Source organism: Actinoplanes sp. NPDC049118, from assembly GCF_040648555.1.
GTDB lineage: Bacteria > Actinomycetota > Actinomycetes > Mycobacteriales > Micromonosporaceae > Actinoplanes.
Genome location: NZ_JBEZDY010000015.1, coordinates 128,090 through 143,957 on the forward strand (window position 1 = coordinate 128,090; position 15,868 = coordinate 143,957).

The following is a 15,868-nucleotide window of genomic DNA, read 5'->3' on the forward strand; positions in this document are numbered from 1 at the left end:
CAGCGGGGGCAAGCGAGGAGCGCGCGGTGGACGAAACAGGGCATTCCGGGGACGCCGGTGCAGGGGAAGGCGGCACTGGTGCTGAGTCGCGTGACCGTACCCTGTTGAACGGCTGGGCCACACGGGAGAGCCCGTGGTCAAACGCCGGCTCGGCGCTTGACGCGGAGACCGACGTGCCGTCCTGGCGCCGGCCCCCCGCCGAGCTCCGGTCGTACACTGCGGACCGGCCACTTCCGGCGGACACCCCTTCGGGGGAAGTTCACCCCTTCGCGCCGGCGAGTCCGGCCTCCGCGCCGCCGTCGGCCGCCGAGGGGTCCCGGCCCGACAACTCCGCGGCACCCCGCTGGTCCGACAGCCGGTCGCGCTACCAGGATCTGCTGGCGCACCTGTCGCCCAACGGCAGCGAGCCCCGGCAGAACGAGCCGCCCCGCGCCGCCGAGCCGCCCCGCACCGCGCCCGTACGGCCGGATCCGCTCTCGCCGGACTTGCTGGGGCCGGACGCGCAGGACACCACCGAGCTGCGCGCGGTCAACGGAATCCTGCCCGCCAGCGCCCCGCCGTACCCGTACGAGGGCGACCTCGACGACGCGCGGCGTGACGCGCCGCGCCCGCCCGCGGGCCAGCAGCGCGCCGCCGTGCCCGCCGAGCGGCCCTTCCCGGCGGTGCGACCGGCGACGCCCGGCGGGCGCCGCGCCGACTGGTCGACGTCCGACTCCGCGCGGCACGCCCTGGACGCGCCCATGGAGAGCCTGTCCCGGGTGCCGCAGCCGTCGGTGGCCGACGAGTCGCGCTCCGGTGACCAGGGCCCGATCCGGTCGTCCTACGACCCCTCCAGCTTCCCCCGCCGGCTGCGGTCCGAGCCCGCCGACGGCCCGGCCCGCTACGCACAGTCCGGGGCGTTCCCCGGCCACTCCGCGGGCGATCCCGGCCCCGGCGGCACGCCGGAGCGGTCCTCACCGGCCCTGCCGCAGCGCGTTCCGGCCCAGCCGGACGTGCCGACCGTCCCGGAGCCGCCGTCCGCGGAGCCGACCGCCGAGACCCCCGCGCTGGCCCGCATCGCGACGCATCTGCGCCGCGGTGACGTGCTGTCGGCGCAGGAGCGGCAGGAGGGCTTCGACGTGAACGCGATCCTGGAGGCCGTCCGCGAGGTCGACGGCGTCCGGGACGCGTCGCTGCGTTCGACCCCCGCCGGTGCGCACAGCCTGCGGCTGGACCTGTCCGAGGGCGCCGACCCCGCCGAGGTCAGCCGTCAGGTCGCCCGGCTGCTGCAGGACCGGATGGGCCTGGACGCCGCCATGCAGGGCGCCACTCCGCTCGCCGCCGCGCAGGTACCGGCCGCCGCGCCGCGGTCCGCGCCTCCGGCACCGCTCGCGCCCGCCCCGCGCTCGGCGCCGCCGTCGTACTCCTCGCCGGCCGCACCGGCCTCGGCGCCGCCGGCCGCCCAGCCCGCCCGGACCCCGCCGCCGCCGGCCGCCCGGACCTCGGCGCTGCCGGCCGCCCGGACGTCCGCGCCGCCGGCCGCACCGGCCTCCGCGCCGCCGGCCCGCGTCGTCGCGCCGAACGCACCGGTCACGCCGTTCGTGCCCAGCCAGCCCAACCCGGCGGGCCGGCCGGTGCCGCCCAGCCCGGGTTTCGCCTCCGGGCCGACGGCCGGGTTCATGGCGCCGGTGCCGACCGGTGTCGAGCCTGCACCGCCGCGCCCGCTCGACCCGGGCGAGCAGCCCGGCCCCCGCGTGATGATCGAGAACGTGCGGGTCAACACGTTCGGTACCGAGGCGACCGTCGAGGTCCGGCTGATCGTCAACGGCCTCGTCACCTCGGGTGAGGCCACCGGTCCCGCGGTCGACGGCTACCTGCTGCGGCTCTGCGCGATGGCCACCGCCAGCGCGGTCGACGAGCTGCTCACCCACTCCGACCACGCCGACGGCCCGGCGAAGTGCTTCGTCGAGCACGCCGCGTCCGTGCCGTTCGGGTCGACGCAGGTCGCCGTCGTCGTGCTGCTGCTCTCCGTCGGCGGCTGGGTCGAGCAGCTCTCCGGGTCGGCGGTGATCACCGGCGACGACCGGCAGGCCATGGTTCGCGCCACTCTTGCTGCGATCAACCGCCGGCTTGAGGCACTGTTGTCCTGATGAAGGGTGCGATCCTCGCGGCGGACTGCGTGCTGCCGCCCGACGGTGCGGTGCCCCCGCCGTGGCCGGCGCGCCGGGTCAGCATCGACGGGGCCATGCTGCACGTCCGCGACACCCCGGCCACCGCGCCGGGCGCCGAGCCCGCCGTCTACGTGCACGGGCTTGGCGGCTCCTCGCAGAACTGGACGGACTTCGCCGGGCTGCTCGCGGACCGGTTCGACGCGCAGGCCGTCGACCTGCCCGGCTTCGGCTACAGCGACCCGAGCCGGCGCTACTCCATCCCGGCCTTCGCCGACCGGCTCATCGGCTACCTCGAGTACGCCGACCGCGGCCCGGTGCACCTGGTCGGCAACTCGCTCGGCGGCTCCATCTCCGTACGCGTGGCCGCCCTGCGCCCCGACCTGGTCAAGACCCTGACCCTGATCTCGCCGGCCATGCCGTTCCTCGACCCCCGGCGTACGGCGCAGGGCCCGATGCTGCCGCTGCTCGCCCTGCCGCGCGGGGAGCGGCTCTTCGCCTGGGGGCTGGCCCGGCTGACCCCGGAGCAGCTGGCCGAGCAGGTGCTGCTCGCCTGCTTCGGCGACACCGCCAAGGTGAGCCCGCAGCGCCGCGTCGAGGCGATCGAGGAGATCAAACTCCGGCACACCGTCGAGCACTATCCCCGGGCCTACCTCGGGACGCTGCGCGGACTGGTGTCCAGCTTCCTGCGGGCGTACCTGCCGGGGGTGAACTCGCAGTGGCGGCTGGCCGCGCGGATCACGGCGCCCACCCTGGTGATCGGCGGCCTCAGGGACGAACTGGTCGATCCGCGGGTGCCGGCGCAGGTCGCCAAGGTGATCCCCGACGGCCGGCTGCTGATCCTGCCGGGCGTCGGCCACGTCGCCCAGATGGAGGTTCCGCGCCTGGTCGCGCGGGCCGTCATCGGGATGATCGAGGACGTCAACTCCCCGGTCGGCTGAGGCGGTGACCGGTGGGGTCCCGCCGCCCGCGTGACCTACGTCGCCCGGGAGATTGTCGGGACGGACGCCGCCGCCCCGCTGTGGCACGCTTGTTCCCAAATGATCGGTTCTCGTACCCCTGTCGCGGCCGCCGCACCCGGAAACGGAAGCGATCGACGGCGCCGCTGGTGGATCGCGGGCCTGGTCATCGCGGCCCTGCTGCTGGCCGGCGGGATGCTCGTCCCGGCCTTTCTGCCGACGGCGCCCGTGGCCGTCCCGGTCGCGGCGCCAACGCCCTCCGCGCCGTCGCCGTCAGCGTCGGCGCCGCCCTCGGTCCCGCCCGCACCCTCGCCGCGCGTGCCGGCCACCTCCCTGGCGGCGCCGCAGACCCTGCTGCTGATGCCGGGCCGGGTGCCCACGCGGGGTTCGGGCAAGTTCGCGTACGCGCCGGGGCGCGGCCGGGTGCTGGGGACGAAGGGGCAGCTGCGGCGCTTCCGGGTCGCGGTCGAGCAGGGCAGCAACGAGGACCCGGCGGGCTTCGCGGCGCAGGTCGAGGCGACGCTGGGTGACCGGCGGAGCTGGACCGGCGACGGCCGGCTGCGGTTGCAGCGGGTCGCCGGCAACGATCCGGCGAGCTTCACGGTGTACCTCGCCACGCGGGACACCGCCGGGCGCATGTGCCGCCATGGCGGTGCGGACATCACCGTCGGCGGGCGGCCGTACACGTCGTGCCGGGCCACCGGCAAGGCGATCATCAACCTGGACCGCTGGCGGCTGTCGGCGCGGCCGTACCTCGCGGCGCGGGTGCCGCTCGCGGCGTACCGGCAGTACGTGGTGAACCACGAGGTGGGGCACGAGCTGGGCGAGAGCCACCAGGGCTGCCCGAAGCGCGGCGGGCCGGCGCCGGTGATGGTGCAGCAGACGCTGACGCTGCGCGGCTGCGTGCCGTACGCGTGGCCACGCAGGGGCGATCGCCGGTTCGCGGGTCCGGGGCTCTGACCGGCCGGGTCTCCCGAAACCCCGGTGACGCCCGCCCGCCTCTGGCACGCTGGCGGTGGCAATGGCAAAGGTGGCAAGGGGCTCAGCGGATTATCGGGCCGCCGCGGCGACCCCGGGAGCGTCCGCGAGGGCGGCGCAGGCCACGCCCCGGTACCGGCACAAGCGCGAGCGCGAGCGGCGCCACGCGGTCGCGCCACACCTGTTGATCATCGTGGTCGCCGTCCTCGCGGTAGGCGGGATCATGCGCAACGAGGACGACCCGGTCGGCGGCGAAGCGGCCGTGCCGACCACGACCTCCGCACCCGCAGCGCCGCCCGACGCCGCCGACGAGGTGCCGGCCGGATCCGCGGCCACGGCCGGCGGATTCGTCTTCGCCGACGGCTACGGCCCGGTGCTCGGCGCGGCCGGCACGCTGCGGCGCTTCCGGGTCGCCGTCGAGGAGAACCTCGGCGAGGGCGACGGCGGTGACTTCGCCGGCGAGGTCGACCGGATCCTCGGCGATCCGCGAAGCTGGATCGCCGGGCGGCAGTTCCGGCTGCAGCGGGTGCCGCGGCCCGCCGATTCCGAGTTCACGATCTTTCTGGCCTCCGCCGATACCTCGGAGCGGATGTGCGCCCGCGGCGGCCTGCGGACCGAGGGCTTCACCTCGTGCCGGCTGCCGGGCCAGGTGATCATCAATCATGATCGTTGGCGGTACTCGGTGCCGGACTACGGCGCCCCGCTCGGCACCTACCGGGCGTACGCCATCAACCACGAGGTCGGGCACCAGCTCGGACACGGCCACGAGGCCTGCACCGGCCGGGGCGAGCCCGCGCCGGTGATGATGCAGCAGACCTACGGCCTCAAGGGCTGCGTCGCGAACTCCTGGCCGTACCTCGACGGCAGGCGGCACGCCGGCAACCCCGTCGACTGAGGTTTGATTCCCTGTCCCGCATGTCGGGCCGGTGTTCCACGTCATGTCCATCTGCGGCGGCGGACGAGCAAGAATGGTGGCGCACCCTACCGTCGATCCCGGGGAGTTCACCGTGTCACTGCCCCCGCTCGTCGAGCCGGCCGCCGAGCTGAGCATCGACGAGATCCGTCGCTACTCGCGTCACCTGATCATCCCCGACGTCGGGATGGACGGGCAGAAGCGGCTGAAGAACGCCAAGGTCCTGGCCGTCGGCGCGGGTGGTCTCGGCTCTCCCGCTCTGCTCTACCTGGCCGCGGCCGGTGTCGGAACGCTCGGCATCATCGACTTCGACACCGTCGACGAGTCCAACCTCCAGCGCCAGGTCATCCACGGCGTCTCCGACGTGGGCCGGCCCAAGGCCGAGTCCGCCGCGGACAGCATCCGGGAGATCAACCCGCTGGTGAACGTGGTCATCCACAACACCGCGCTGGACCGCGACAACGTCAAGGAGATCTTCAGCCGCTACGACCTGATCGTCGACGGCACCGACAACTTCGCGACCCGCTACATGGTCAACGACGCCGCGGTGCTGCTCGGCAAGCCGTACGTCTGGGGTTCGATCTACCGCTTCGACGGCCAGGCGTCCGTGTTCTGGGAGAAGCACGGTCCCTGCTACCGCTGCCTCTACCCGGAGCCGCCGCCGCCCGGCATGGTTCCGTCCTGCGCCGAGGGCGGCGTCCTCGGCGTGCTCTGCGCGTCGATCGGCTCGATCCAGGTCAACGAGGCGATCAAGCTGATCACGGGCATCGGCGAGCCGCTGGTCGGCAAGCTGATGGTCTACGACGCCCTGGAGATGGAGTACCGCAAGGTCAAGGTCCGCAAGGACCCGGCCTGCGCGCTCTGCGGCGAGAACCCGACGGTCACCGACCTGCTCGAGGACTACGAGGACTTCTGCGGCGCGGTCTCCGAGGAGGCGCAGGAGGCCACCCTCAACTCGACGATCACCGCTCGCGAGCTCAAGGACTGGCAGGACGCGGGCAAGGACGTGTTCCTGGTCGACGTCCGCGAGCCCGCCGAGTACGAGATCGTCAGCATCCCGGGCGCGACCCTGATCCCCAAGGGCGAGATCCTGTCCGGCGGTGCGCTCTCCCGCTTCCCGCAGGACCGGCAGATCGTGCTGCACTGCAAGTCGGGCGTGCGCTCGGCGGAGGCCCTCGCGGTCCTGAAGGCGGCGGGCTTCAAGGACGCCGTGCACGTGCAGGGCGGCATCGTCTCCTGGGTCAACACCGTGGACCCGTCGCTGCCGTCGTACTGACGTACGCGCGGGCCGAGCCCCTGCCACCGGCAGGGGCTCGGCCCGGCGCGTTCCTGATCAGCGAGTGTGGCCGTTGCCGGTCACGATGTACTTCGTCGAGGTCAGCTCGGGCAGGCCCATCGGGCCGCGCGCGTGCAGCTTCTGGGTGCTGATGCCGATCTCCGCGCCGAAGCCGAACTCGCCACCGTCGGTGAAGCGCGTCGACGCGTTGATCATTACGGCCGCCGCGTCCACCCGGGCCGCGAAGTGGCGGGCCGCCACGACGCTCTCGGTCACGATCGCCTCGGTGTGGCCCGTGCCGTAGCGGCGGATGTGGTCCAGCGCGTCGTCCAGCGAGTCCACCACCGCGACCGAGATGTCCGCCGACAGGTACTCCTTGCCCCAGTCCTCCGCGGTCGCCGGCACGACGCCGTCGAAGCCCATCACCCGCGGGTCGCCGTGCACGGTCACGCCGGCCGACACCAGTTCCTCGATCACCATCGGCAGGAACGACTCGACCATCGACGCGTGCACCAGCAGCGACTCCGCCGTGTTGCACGTGGACAGTCGCTGGGTCTTCGAGTTCAGCACCACCCCGAGCGCCTTCTCCAGGTCCGCGCCCTCGTCGACGTACACGTGGCAGTTGCCGACCCCGGTCTCGATCACCGGAACCGTCGACTCCTCGACCACCGCCTTGATCAGCGAGGCGCCGCCGCGCGGGATCAGGACGTCGACCAGGCCGCGGGCCCGCATCAGCTCCTTCACCGAGTCGCGGGTCGTCGAGTCCAGCAGCTGAATCGCGTTCGCCGGCAGGTTGGCGTCCGCCACGGCCTTGCGCAGCACCGAGACGATCGCCGCGTTCGAGCTGGCGGCCGAGCCCGAGCCGCGCAGCAGCACCGAGTTGCCGGACTTGAGGCAGATGCCGGCGGCGTCCGCGGTCACGTTCGGCCGGCCCTCGTAGATGATGCCCACCACCCCGAACGGAACCCGGACCTGGCGCAGCTCGAGGCCGTTGGCCAGGGTCGATCCGCGGACGACGTCCCCGACCGGGTCGTTCAGCGCGGCGAGCTGCCGCAGGCCGTCGGCCATCGCGGCGACCCGCTCGGCGGTCAGCATCAGCCGGTCGATCATCGCCTCGGACGATCCGCCGGTACGGGCGTTCTCCACGTCAACGGCGTTCGCGGCGACGATGTCGTCGGCGCGCTCGACCAGCCGGTCGGCCATCAGCAGCAGGGCGGCGTCCTTCTCGGCGCGGGTGGCGGCGGCCAGGTCGACGGCGGCGACCCGCGCGTCGGAGGCCTGCTGAAGCACGGTCATGTCGACTCCTCGTTCGTCCCGCCGGGGCTGACGGCGACTGGTCAATCCTGCACCGGAAAGCCGGCGAAATCACGCACGGTCACAGCAGGACCAGGTCGTCGCGGTGCACCACCTCGCGTTCGTAGCCCGGGCCGAGCGCCGCCGTGAGCTCCGGTGTCGAGCGGCCCAGCAGCGCCGGCAGCTCGACGGCGTCGTAGTTCACCAGGCCGCGTGCCACCGGCGCGCCCGAGCCGGCGTCGACCAGGTCGACCGGGTCCCCGGCGGCGAACGAGCCGTCCACCGCCGTGATCCCGGCCGGCAGCAGCGACATGCGCCGGGCCACGACCGCCGCCACCGCGCCCGGGTCCAGGTGCAGCCGGCCGCGCGGCGAGGTCGCGTGGGCGAGCCAGAAGAGCCGGGCCGTGGGGCGGCGCTCGGCCGCGTGGAACAGCGTGCCGATCTCGGCGCCGTCCAGGGCGGGGCCCGCGAGCGTTGCCGCGGTCAGCACTACCGGGATGCCGAAGCCGGTCGCGATCCGGGCCGCCTCCACCTTGGTCACCATGCCGCCGGTGCCGACGCCGGATCTTCCCGCCGCGCCGACGGAGATGTCCGCGAGGTCGGCGTCGCTGTGCACCACCGGGACCCGGCGGGAGTCCGGCGCCGACGGGCTGCCGGTGTAGAGCGCGTCCACGTCGGAGAGCAGGACCAGCAGGTCGGCGTGGACCAGGGCCGCCACCAGGGCGGCGAGCCGGTCGTTGTCGCCGAACCGGATCTCGTCGGTGGCGACCGTGTCGTTCTCGTTGACGATGGGCAGCGCGCCGAGGTCCAGCAGTTTCCGCAGCGTCCGGTACGCGTTGCGGTAGTGCGCGCGCCGGGTCACGTCGTCGACGGTGAGCAGCACCTGCCCGACGGTCAGCCCGTGCCGGGCGAAGCCCGCCGTGTAACGGCCCATCAGCAGGCCCTGGCCGACCGAGGCCGCGGCCTGCTGGGTGGCCAGGTCGCGCGGGCGCCGGCGCAGCTTGAGCGGGGCGAGTCCGGCGGCGATGGCGCCGCTGGAGACCAGCACGACCTCCCGGCCCTGTGTGGCCAGCGCGCCGAGCACGTCGACGAGGGCGTCCATCCGCTGCTCGTCGATTCCGCCGGCCGCGGTGGTCAGGGATGACGAGCCCACCTTCACCACGACCCGCCGGGCACCCGTCACCTGTTCACGCACCCGCCCATTCTGCTCGCCGGACGCTGTGCGGCCGGGGTGAGATCCCATATCGTGGCGTCGGTGACACCGCAGGAGTACGTGGAAGAGGTTCTCCGGCTCGTGGAGAGCATCCCCGAGGGCAGGGTCATGTCCTACGGGGCCGTCGCCGATGTGCTGGCCGAGCGGTCGGGCCGCAACTCGGCGCGGCAGGTCGGCACGATCATGGCGCGGCACGGCGGCGGCGTTCCGTGGCACCGGGTGGTGACCAGCGCCGGGCGGACGCCGCCGGGCCACGAGCGGGAGGCCCGGCAACGGCTGCTCAGCGAGGGCGTGCCGATGAAGGGGGAGCACGTGGACATGGCTCGCGCGAGCTGGCTGCCCTGATGGAGACGGGACAGCCGAGCCGGACGGCCTTCAGCGCGGCCCGTTACCGGGCGGCCCATCAGCTCATCGAGGGCGGCGAGATCTTCTCGGATCCGCTGGCCGTACGCATCCTGGGCGTGCCGCCGGACGCCGAGGAGGCGCCGGGGCGCCGGGCCATGCGCCTGTTCATCGCCGCGAGGACCCGGTTCGCCGAGGACGCCCTCGCCGTCGCGGTCGCGGGCGGCACCCGGCAGCTGTTCATCCTCGGCGCGGGGCTGGACACCTTCGCCTACCGCAATCCGTGGCCGGAGCTGCGCGTCTTCGAGGTCGACCATCCGGAGACCCAGGCGTTCAAGCGGGAGCGGCTGGCCGAGACCGGCATCCGGGTGCCGCAGACCCTGACCTATGTGCCGGTGGACTTCGAGACCGGGAAGCTGCGGCTGACGGCAGAGCCCGGGGCGTTCTTCCTCTGGCTCGGCGTGGTGCCCTACCTGACCCGGGCGGGCTTCGACGAGACGCTGGGCCTGATCGCGGCGACCGAGCGGGCGGAGGTCGTCTTCGACTACGCGATGCCGCCGTCGTCGATGTCACCCGAGCGGCAGGCCGCCCTCGAGGCCCGGGCGGCCCGGGTGGCGCGCATCGGCGAACCGTGGCAGACCTACTTCATGCCGGACGACCTCGCCGCCGAGCTGCGCGGCAGGGGCTTCGGCGAGATCGAGGACCTCGGCCCCGCCGAGCTCGCGGCCCGCTGGTTCGGCCGGCCCGACGTGCCGAAGGGCGCTCCCGGCGGGCACGTCGTGCACGCGAGAAGGAGCTAACGGAAGCCGATCGTCGCCGCCTCGCCGCGCATCTGCAGGTCGAAGAACTCCCGGCGCTCGTCGATCGTGTTGTTGAGCTGCCCGAACAGCTCGGCGCTGACCGCGCCGCACAGGTGGATCCAGGCGCCCATGCTGCGCGCGACCAGCTGTGGCGGCGCGCCCTGCGCGGCGTGCTCGGCGACGACCGCCAGCTCCTCGCCGAGCCTGCCGGCGACCGGCTCGCCGGCCTCGACGTCGCCGGCCAGGGCGGCGTCGCGCACGATCGCCCCGATCTGCAGGATGACCCGGGTGGCGGGTTCGACGGTGTCCCGCGGCGCCTGATAGCCGGGGACCGGGCTGCCGTAGATCAGCGCCCATTCGTGCGGGTTGGCCAGCGCCCAGTCGCGGACCGCGTGACAGATCGACAGGAAGCGGTCCCGGTAGCTCCCGGTGCGTGCCGATTCCTCGGCGGCGGCGCCGACCGCGTCGTACGCGTCGATGATCAGCGCCGTGAGCAGGTCGTCCCGGCTGGCGAAGTAGCGGTAGACCGCGGACGAGGCCATGCCGAGGTCGCGGGCGACCGCGCGCAGCGACAGGTTGGCACCGTCGGTGGCGAGGTGGCGCCGGGCCACGGCCTTGATCTCGTCGGTCATCTCGGCGCGCACCCGGGCACGGATCGAAGCAGCGGTCATGCGGGCAAGTGTGCCACAAAAGAGAGCACTGCTCTTGCCAAGTTGCGGGCAAGATGAGATTGTTGTTCTCAACAGAGAGCAGTGCTTACAAAGGAGAACATCATGTCGAAGCACGTGATCGTCGGCGCCGGCCCCGTCGGCTCCTCGGTGGCCCGCCTGCTCGCCGGTCAGGGCGAGTCCGTGCGCGTGGTGACCCGCAGCGGCGGGGGACCGGAGCACCCGCTGATCGAGCGCGTGGCCGCCGACGCGACCGATGCGGCCCGGCTCACCGAACTGACCCGCGGCGCGGCCGTGCTCTACAACTGCGCCAACCCGAAATACACCCGGTGGGAGACGCTCTGGCCGCCGCTCGCCGCCGCGATGCTCACCGCCGCGGGCGAGGCCGGCGCGGTCCTCGCCATCACCGGCAACCTCTACGGCTACGGCCCCGTCCCGGGCGGCCGGATGACCGAGCACACCCCCCTCGCCGCGACCGGCCGCAAGGGCCGGGTCCGCATCAGGATGTGGCAGGACGCGCTGGCCAGCGGGGTGCGCACGGTCGAGGTCCGCGGCTCGGACTACATCGGGGCGGGCACCGCGTCGATCTTCTCGGCAGTGCTGCTCCCGGCGATCGCCAAGGGGCGCACGGCCTGGGCGCCGGTCGACGTCAACGCGCCGCACACGTTCACCTACACCGGCGACATGGCCCGCGCCCTGGTGACCCTCGCCGGCGACGAGCGGGCGTGGGGCCGGGCGTGGCACGTGCCGTCGCCGGCCGCGATCAGCGTCAAGGACCTGGCGAGCCGCTACTGCGCGCTGGCCGGCGTCAAGCCGGTCGCGGTCCGGTCGCTGCCGCGCTTCGTGATGCGTGCCGCGGGCACGGTCGTCCCGATGGCCCGGGAACTGGCGGAGATGGACTACCAGTTCTACGCGCCGTTTCTCATGGACAGCGCCGAGACCCAGCAGACGTTCGGCCTCGCCGCGACCGACCTCGACGTGGCGCTGCGCGAGGTCGCCGACGCGGCGGAGGCCACGGCGGCCCGGACTATGTGAGCAGCAGCCCCACGCCGTCGCGCCGGGGGTCGCCGGAAGCTCCGCCGACCCCCACCGCCGTGACGCCGCCGAAGTAGTGGTCGACGTCCGGCCACTCGTTCACGATCCAGCCCGCCTCGGCCAGCGCGGCCAGTTCGTCGCGGGGGCAGCCCGGTTCGGCGTGGACCGTGTCGTCCACTACGTGGAAGCGGGGGCGGGCGATCGCGGCCGGCGTGTCCACCCCGTCGACCAGCACCCCCAGCAGCGTGTGCACCAGCGCGGTCCGGATCCGCGAGGCGCCCGCGGACCCGGCGGCGACGGCCAGGTCCCCGGCGGCGTCGATGACCACGAGCGGGCACATGTTCGACGACATCCGGACCCCGGGCGACAGGTCGTCGGTGATCAGTTCGCCCTCGCCGAGCATGGAGTTCATGTTGATGCCGAGGCCGGGCAGCCAGACCGCGGCGCCCAGCCCCATCGTCGTGGTGATCACGCAGGCGTTGCCCTCGGCGTCGACCACCGAGACGTTCGTGGTGTCGCCGATCTTCTGCCGGCCGCGGTCCCGCAGCGCGGCCGCGACGGCGACGGCCCGGGCCGGCCGGGTCTGATCCGGCAGGCTGCCCGGCAGCGCGGCGATCGTGTCGACCGTCCGATTGAGATCGTGCCGGGCCCGCACCCGGTACGACCCCAGCGTGGCGTGGTCGACCGGCGTCTCGAGCACCCGGTAGGCCGCGAGATCGAGCGGCCCGAGCGCGCCGCCGCCGGCCCGCACGGCGTCGACCATCAGCCGGGCGATCGAACCGGTGTAGAAGACCGCGGGCCCCTCGGCGGCGAGCGCCTCCAGCGCGGACGCGAGCCCCGGGTGGAAGAGCAGGTCGCCACCGCGCAGGAAGCTCCCGGTCGGCGCGTAGATCGCGGCGCCCTCGCCGTGCGCCAGCGCCGGGGCGCACGCGCCGAGCGTCCGGGCGTGCGCGGACGGCAGCGCGACGCCGGTCCGGGCCAGGGCGAGCGCGGGCGCGACCAGGTCGGCCCAGGGCAGCCGTCCCCACCGGCGGTGCACCTCGCCGCAGCCGGCCGGCACGCCGGGCACGGCGACGCTGGCGCCGCCGATCGAGTAGATCTGCGGCATTCCGCCGAAGAACACGTCGACGGCGATCATCGGGCCGGCCTGCCGGTCGCCGTCCGTGCCGGGCACCGAGACGAAGAAGTCCAGGCAGGTCACCGCCCCGGTGGCCGCGTCGAAGTAGGTGGCGAAGCCGCCACCGCCAAGGCCGGTGTAAATGGTCTCGGCGACGCAGGTGGCCAGCACGGCAGCGACCGCGGCGTCCGCGGCCGTGCCCCCGGCCCGGAGGATCTGCAGCCCGGCCTCGGCCGTCGCCGGATGGTTCGCCGCGATCCCGGCGGCGACCCGGGAAGGCCGTGGGGAAATCTCCACTCGGCGAAGCGTATGCCTCGCGGCCCATGGATGGTTACCATCCGCGTCCATGACGGTCACCGGTCCCTCGCACGGCGTACGGCTGCCCCGCCGTGTCGTCACCGGATATTCGCTGGGCTCGCTCGTCACCGGACCCTTCGGGACGGTGCCGGGTCTGCTCCTTCTGCCATATCTGACCGACACGCTCGGCGTCGCCGCGGGCGTGGCGGGCCTGCTCGTGCTGCTGCCGAAGGCGTGGGACGTCCTGGTCAACCCGATCGCGGGCCGGATCTCCGACCGCACCGGCGCCCGGCGCCCGTTCCTGCTCGGCGCGGGCCTCGCGCTCGCCGTGCTCTTCGCGGCGATCTTCGCCGGGCCGTTCGGCAGCGGCGGCGCGGCCGCCGCCTACGTCGCGGCCGCGTTCCTCGCCACGGCCACCGCGTTCGCCTTCTTCCAGGTGCCCTACGTCGCGATGCCGGCCGAGCTCACCGACGGCTACGCCGAGCGCACCCGCCTGATGACCTGGCGGGTCGCGGTACTGGCGTGCGCGATCCTGGTCTCGGGCGCGCTGGCCCCGCTGGTCGTCGATCTCGGCGGCGGCGGCCTGACCGGCCACCGGTGGGCCGGCGCGTTCGTCGGCGCCCTCATGGTCGTGGGCACCCTGAGCATCTATTTCGGTACGCGCACAGCCGAGTACCACTCCGCACCGGAGCCGGAACCGAACCTTCGGGCACAGTTGCGGGTCGCGGCGGGCAACGCGTCGTTCCGGGCGCTCCTGCTCTGCTGCGTCGCACAGGCGGCCGGCGTCGCCACGATGCTCGCGGGCGTCCAGTACTTCGCCGACCACGTCATCCGGCAGGACTCCGGCGCGACGTTCCTGTTCGCGGCCTTCGTCGGCCCCGCGCTGCTGGTGATGCCGCTGTGGACCCGGGTCGGCGCCCGCCACGGCAAGCGGCGCGGCCTGATCGCCGCCTCCCTGCTCTTCGCCGCCGGCTCCCTGACCCTGCTGCTGTCGCCGGCCCTGCCGGTCCTGGCGGTCTACGGGATCGCCGCCGTCATCGGCTGCGGCTACGCCGGGCAGCAGGTCTTCGCGCTGGCGATGCTCCCCGACCTGATCGAGCGCGACACCCTGCGCACCGGCCGCCGCCAGGCGGGCGTCTTCACCGGCCTGTGGACCGCGGGCGAGACGCTCGGCCTGGCGCTGGGGCCGGGCATCTACGCGCTGATCCTGCAGGCCTTCGGCTATGTCTCGTCGTCGACCGGCGAGGCGGCGACCCAGGAGCCGACGGCCCGGCTCGGCGTCCTGATCGGCTTCACCCTCGTACCCGCGCTGCTCGTTGGAGCGGCGGTCACGCTGCTGCGCCGCTACGAGGACTAGCGTCGTGGCCATGATCGAGGCGTTGCCGGCCAACGGGGTGCCGGCCGAGCAGGTGCTGGCCGAATTGCGGGAGTTGCGCGCCGCCGACCTGCCCACGCACGGCGGGCGGCTCTTCGCGTACGTCTACGACCCGGCCGTCGCCGGGCTGGACGAGGTGGCGCGGGCCGCGTACGCGATCTCGGTGCACGTCAACGGCCTGGACCCGACCGCCTTCCCGTCCCTGCTGGCGATGGAGAACGCGCTGGTCACCTCTGCCGCGCGGCTGCTCGGCGCGGGTCCCGGCACGGCCGCGCCCGAGGTGGTCGGCAGCGTCACGGGCGGCGGCACCGAGTCGCTGATCCTCGCGGTCAAGGCGGCCCGCGACGCGCATGAGATCGAGCGGCCGCGGCTGGTGGTCCCGTCGACCGCGCACGCCGCGTTCGCGAAGGCCGCGCACTACCTGCGGGTCGCCCTCGACGTCGTGCCCGTCGGCGCCGGCCTGCGGGCCGACCCGGCGGCGATGGCCGCGGCGATCGGCCCGGACACGGTCCTGGTGGCGGCCTCGGCACCCTCGTACGCGCACGGCGTGGTCGACCCGATCGCGGAGATCGCCGCGGCGGCCGCCGAGCGCGGCGTCCGGTTCCACGTCGACGCCTGCTTCGGCGGCTGGGTGCTGCCGTACCTCAAACGGCTCGGCGCCGACCTGCCGGACTTCGACTTCGCCGTCCCCGGCGTCACCAGCATCTCCGTCGACCTGCACAAGTACGCGTACGCGCCGAAGGGCGTCTCCGTGCTGCTGCACCGCGACGCCGCGCTGCGGATGCCGCAGTACTTCGCGTACGCGGACTGGCCCGGGTACACGATGGTCAACCCGGTCATCTCGTCCACCCGGTCCGGCGGCCCGATCGCCGCGGCCGTGGCCACGCTGCGCCACCTCGGCGACGACGGGTACCTGCGGCTGGCCGGCAAGACCCGCGACGCGGTCGAGGTGCTGGCGTCCGCGGTCGAGACCACCGACGGCGTCCACCTCTTCGCGCCCGCCGAGACCAGCGTGGTCTGCCTGGCGGCCGGGCCGGGCGTCGACCTGTTCGTGCTCGCCGACGAGCTGGCGGCGCGTGGCTGGCACACCCAGCCCCAGCTCGCGTACGGGAATCTGCCGGCGACCATCCACCTCACGGTGACCGCCGCGGTGGGGGAGACCGCCGACGGGTTCGCGCCCGACCTGGCCGCCGCGGTGGCCGCGACGCGGGCCCGCGGCCCGGTCGCGCTCCCGCCCGAGCTGCTCGAGGCGGCCGGGGCGCTGACGCCGGCGATGGTCACGCCCGAGCTGATCGAGGGGCTGGCCGCGGGCCTCGGCCTGGGTGACGACGCCGGAGGCAGCATGGCCGCCGTGAACACGCTGCTGGACGCCGCGCCGCCCGCGCTCCGGGAGGCCCTGCTGGCCGGCTTCCTGAGCCTTCTGCAGCGGCCGGCCTGGTAAGGGGTAGGTTGACG

Annotated in this window: 14 protein-coding genes; 10 read left to right on the forward strand and 4 right to left on the reverse strand. The window is 74.0% G+C overall.

Translation table 11 applies throughout. The features are described from left to right. The first annotated feature begins 104 nt into the window (after positions 1 to 104). The 5 genes from AB0B58_RS24420 (at position 105) to moeZ (ending at position 6,273) form a co-directional block, all read left to right on the forward strand. Positions 105 to 2,129, forward strand: coding sequence for a Daple (locus AB0B58_RS24420; RefSeq protein WP_360227723.1), 2,025 nt, complete (start codon positions 105 to 107; stop codon positions 2,127 to 2,129). Then, positions 2,129 to 3,088 (forward strand): alpha/beta hydrolase, encoded by a 960-nt coding sequence (locus AB0B58_RS24425; RefSeq protein WP_360227726.1) that lies wholly within the window; start codon positions 2,129 to 2,131, stop codon positions 3,086 to 3,088. Before AB0B58_RS24420 ends, AB0B58_RS24425 begins: the two co-directional genes overlap by 1 nt. Before the next feature lie 99 nt (positions 3,089 to 3,187). Next, positions 3,188 to 4,066 (forward strand): DUF3152 domain-containing protein, encoded by an 879-nt coding sequence (locus AB0B58_RS24430; RefSeq protein WP_360227729.1) that lies wholly within the window; start codon positions 3,188 to 3,190, stop codon positions 4,064 to 4,066. Positions 4,067 to 4,136: 70 nt separating this feature from the next. Then, a complete protein-coding gene (locus tag AB0B58_RS24435) occupies positions 4,137 to 4,979 on the forward strand; it encodes a DUF3152 domain-containing protein (RefSeq protein WP_360227732.1) in 843 nt (280 codons plus the stop codon). Positions 4,980 to 5,052: 73 nt separating this feature from the next. Further along, positions 5,053 to 6,273, forward strand: a complete 1,221-nt coding sequence (moeZ, locus tag AB0B58_RS24440; protein ID WP_360227735.1) for an adenylyltransferase/sulfurtransferase MoeZ — start codon at positions 5,053 to 5,055, stop codon at positions 6,271 to 6,273. A 57-nt stretch (positions 6,274 to 6,330) separates the two neighbouring features. On the opposite strand, the gene AB0B58_RS24445 is transcribed toward moeZ, so the two are convergent. Beyond that, positions 6,331 to 7,569: a glutamate-5-semialdehyde dehydrogenase gene (locus AB0B58_RS24445; RefSeq protein WP_360227738.1), complete on the reverse strand. Its 1,239-nt coding sequence runs from the start codon at positions 7,567 to 7,569 to the stop codon at positions 6,331 to 6,333. Between the two features lie 79 nt (positions 7,570 to 7,648). Beyond that, positions 7,649 to 8,761 (reverse strand): glutamate 5-kinase, encoded by a 1,113-nt coding sequence (gene proB / locus AB0B58_RS24450; RefSeq protein ID WP_360227740.1) that lies wholly within the window; start codon positions 8,759 to 8,761, stop codon positions 7,649 to 7,651. Positions 8,762 to 8,821: 60 nt separating this feature from the next. On the opposite strand from proB, the gene AB0B58_RS24455 reads away from it, so the two are divergent. Both AB0B58_RS24455 and AB0B58_RS24460 read left to right on the forward strand, forming a co-directional pair. After that, a complete protein-coding gene (locus tag AB0B58_RS24455) occupies positions 8,822 to 9,124 on the forward strand; it encodes an MGMT family protein (RefSeq protein ID WP_360227742.1) in 303 nt (100 codons plus the stop codon). After that, positions 9,124 to 9,921, forward strand: a complete 798-nt coding sequence (locus AB0B58_RS24460) for an SAM-dependent methyltransferase (RefSeq protein WP_360227744.1) — start codon at positions 9,124 to 9,126, stop codon at positions 9,919 to 9,921. The genes AB0B58_RS24455 and AB0B58_RS24460 overlap by 1 nt, the downstream gene beginning before the upstream one ends. Here the strand turns inward: AB0B58_RS24460 and AB0B58_RS24465 are convergent. Further along, the gene (locus AB0B58_RS24465; RefSeq protein ID WP_360227746.1) at positions 9,918 to 10,592 is read right to left on the reverse strand and encodes a WHG domain-containing protein; all 675 of its coding nucleotides are present in this window, start codon (positions 10,590 to 10,592) and stop codon (positions 9,918 to 9,920) included. The two genes, AB0B58_RS24460 and AB0B58_RS24465, sit on opposite strands and share 4 nt — an antisense overlap. Positions 10,593 to 10,694: 102 nt before the next feature. Here AB0B58_RS24465 and AB0B58_RS24470 point away from each other — a divergent pair, with 102 nt between their 5' ends. After that, positions 10,695 to 11,624 carry an NAD-dependent epimerase/dehydratase family protein gene (locus AB0B58_RS24470; protein ID WP_360227749.1) on the forward strand — a complete coding sequence of 310 codons (930 nt, stop codon included), beginning with the start codon at positions 10,695 to 10,697 and terminating at the stop codon, positions 11,622 to 11,624. On the opposite strand, the gene AB0B58_RS24475 is transcribed toward AB0B58_RS24470, so the two are convergent. Continuing rightward, positions 11,617 to 13,038, reverse strand: coding sequence for a gamma-glutamyltransferase (locus AB0B58_RS24475; RefSeq protein WP_360227752.1), 1,422 nt, complete (start codon positions 13,036 to 13,038; stop codon positions 11,617 to 11,619). The genes AB0B58_RS24470 and AB0B58_RS24475 overlap by 8 nt on opposite strands. Before the next feature lie 49 nt (positions 13,039 to 13,087). Between AB0B58_RS24475 and AB0B58_RS24480 the strand changes: the two genes are divergently transcribed. Beyond that, positions 13,088 to 14,395, forward strand: coding sequence for an MFS transporter (locus tag AB0B58_RS24480; protein ID WP_360227755.1), 1,308 nt, complete (start codon positions 13,088 to 13,090; stop codon positions 14,393 to 14,395). A 10-nt stretch (positions 14,396 to 14,405) separates the two neighbouring features. Next, positions 14,406 to 15,854: an aminotransferase class V-fold PLP-dependent enzyme gene (locus tag AB0B58_RS24485; protein ID WP_360227758.1), complete on the forward strand. Its 1,449-nt coding sequence runs from the start codon at positions 14,406 to 14,408 to the stop codon at positions 15,852 to 15,854. Positions 15,855 to 15,868: the final 14 nt, after the last annotated feature.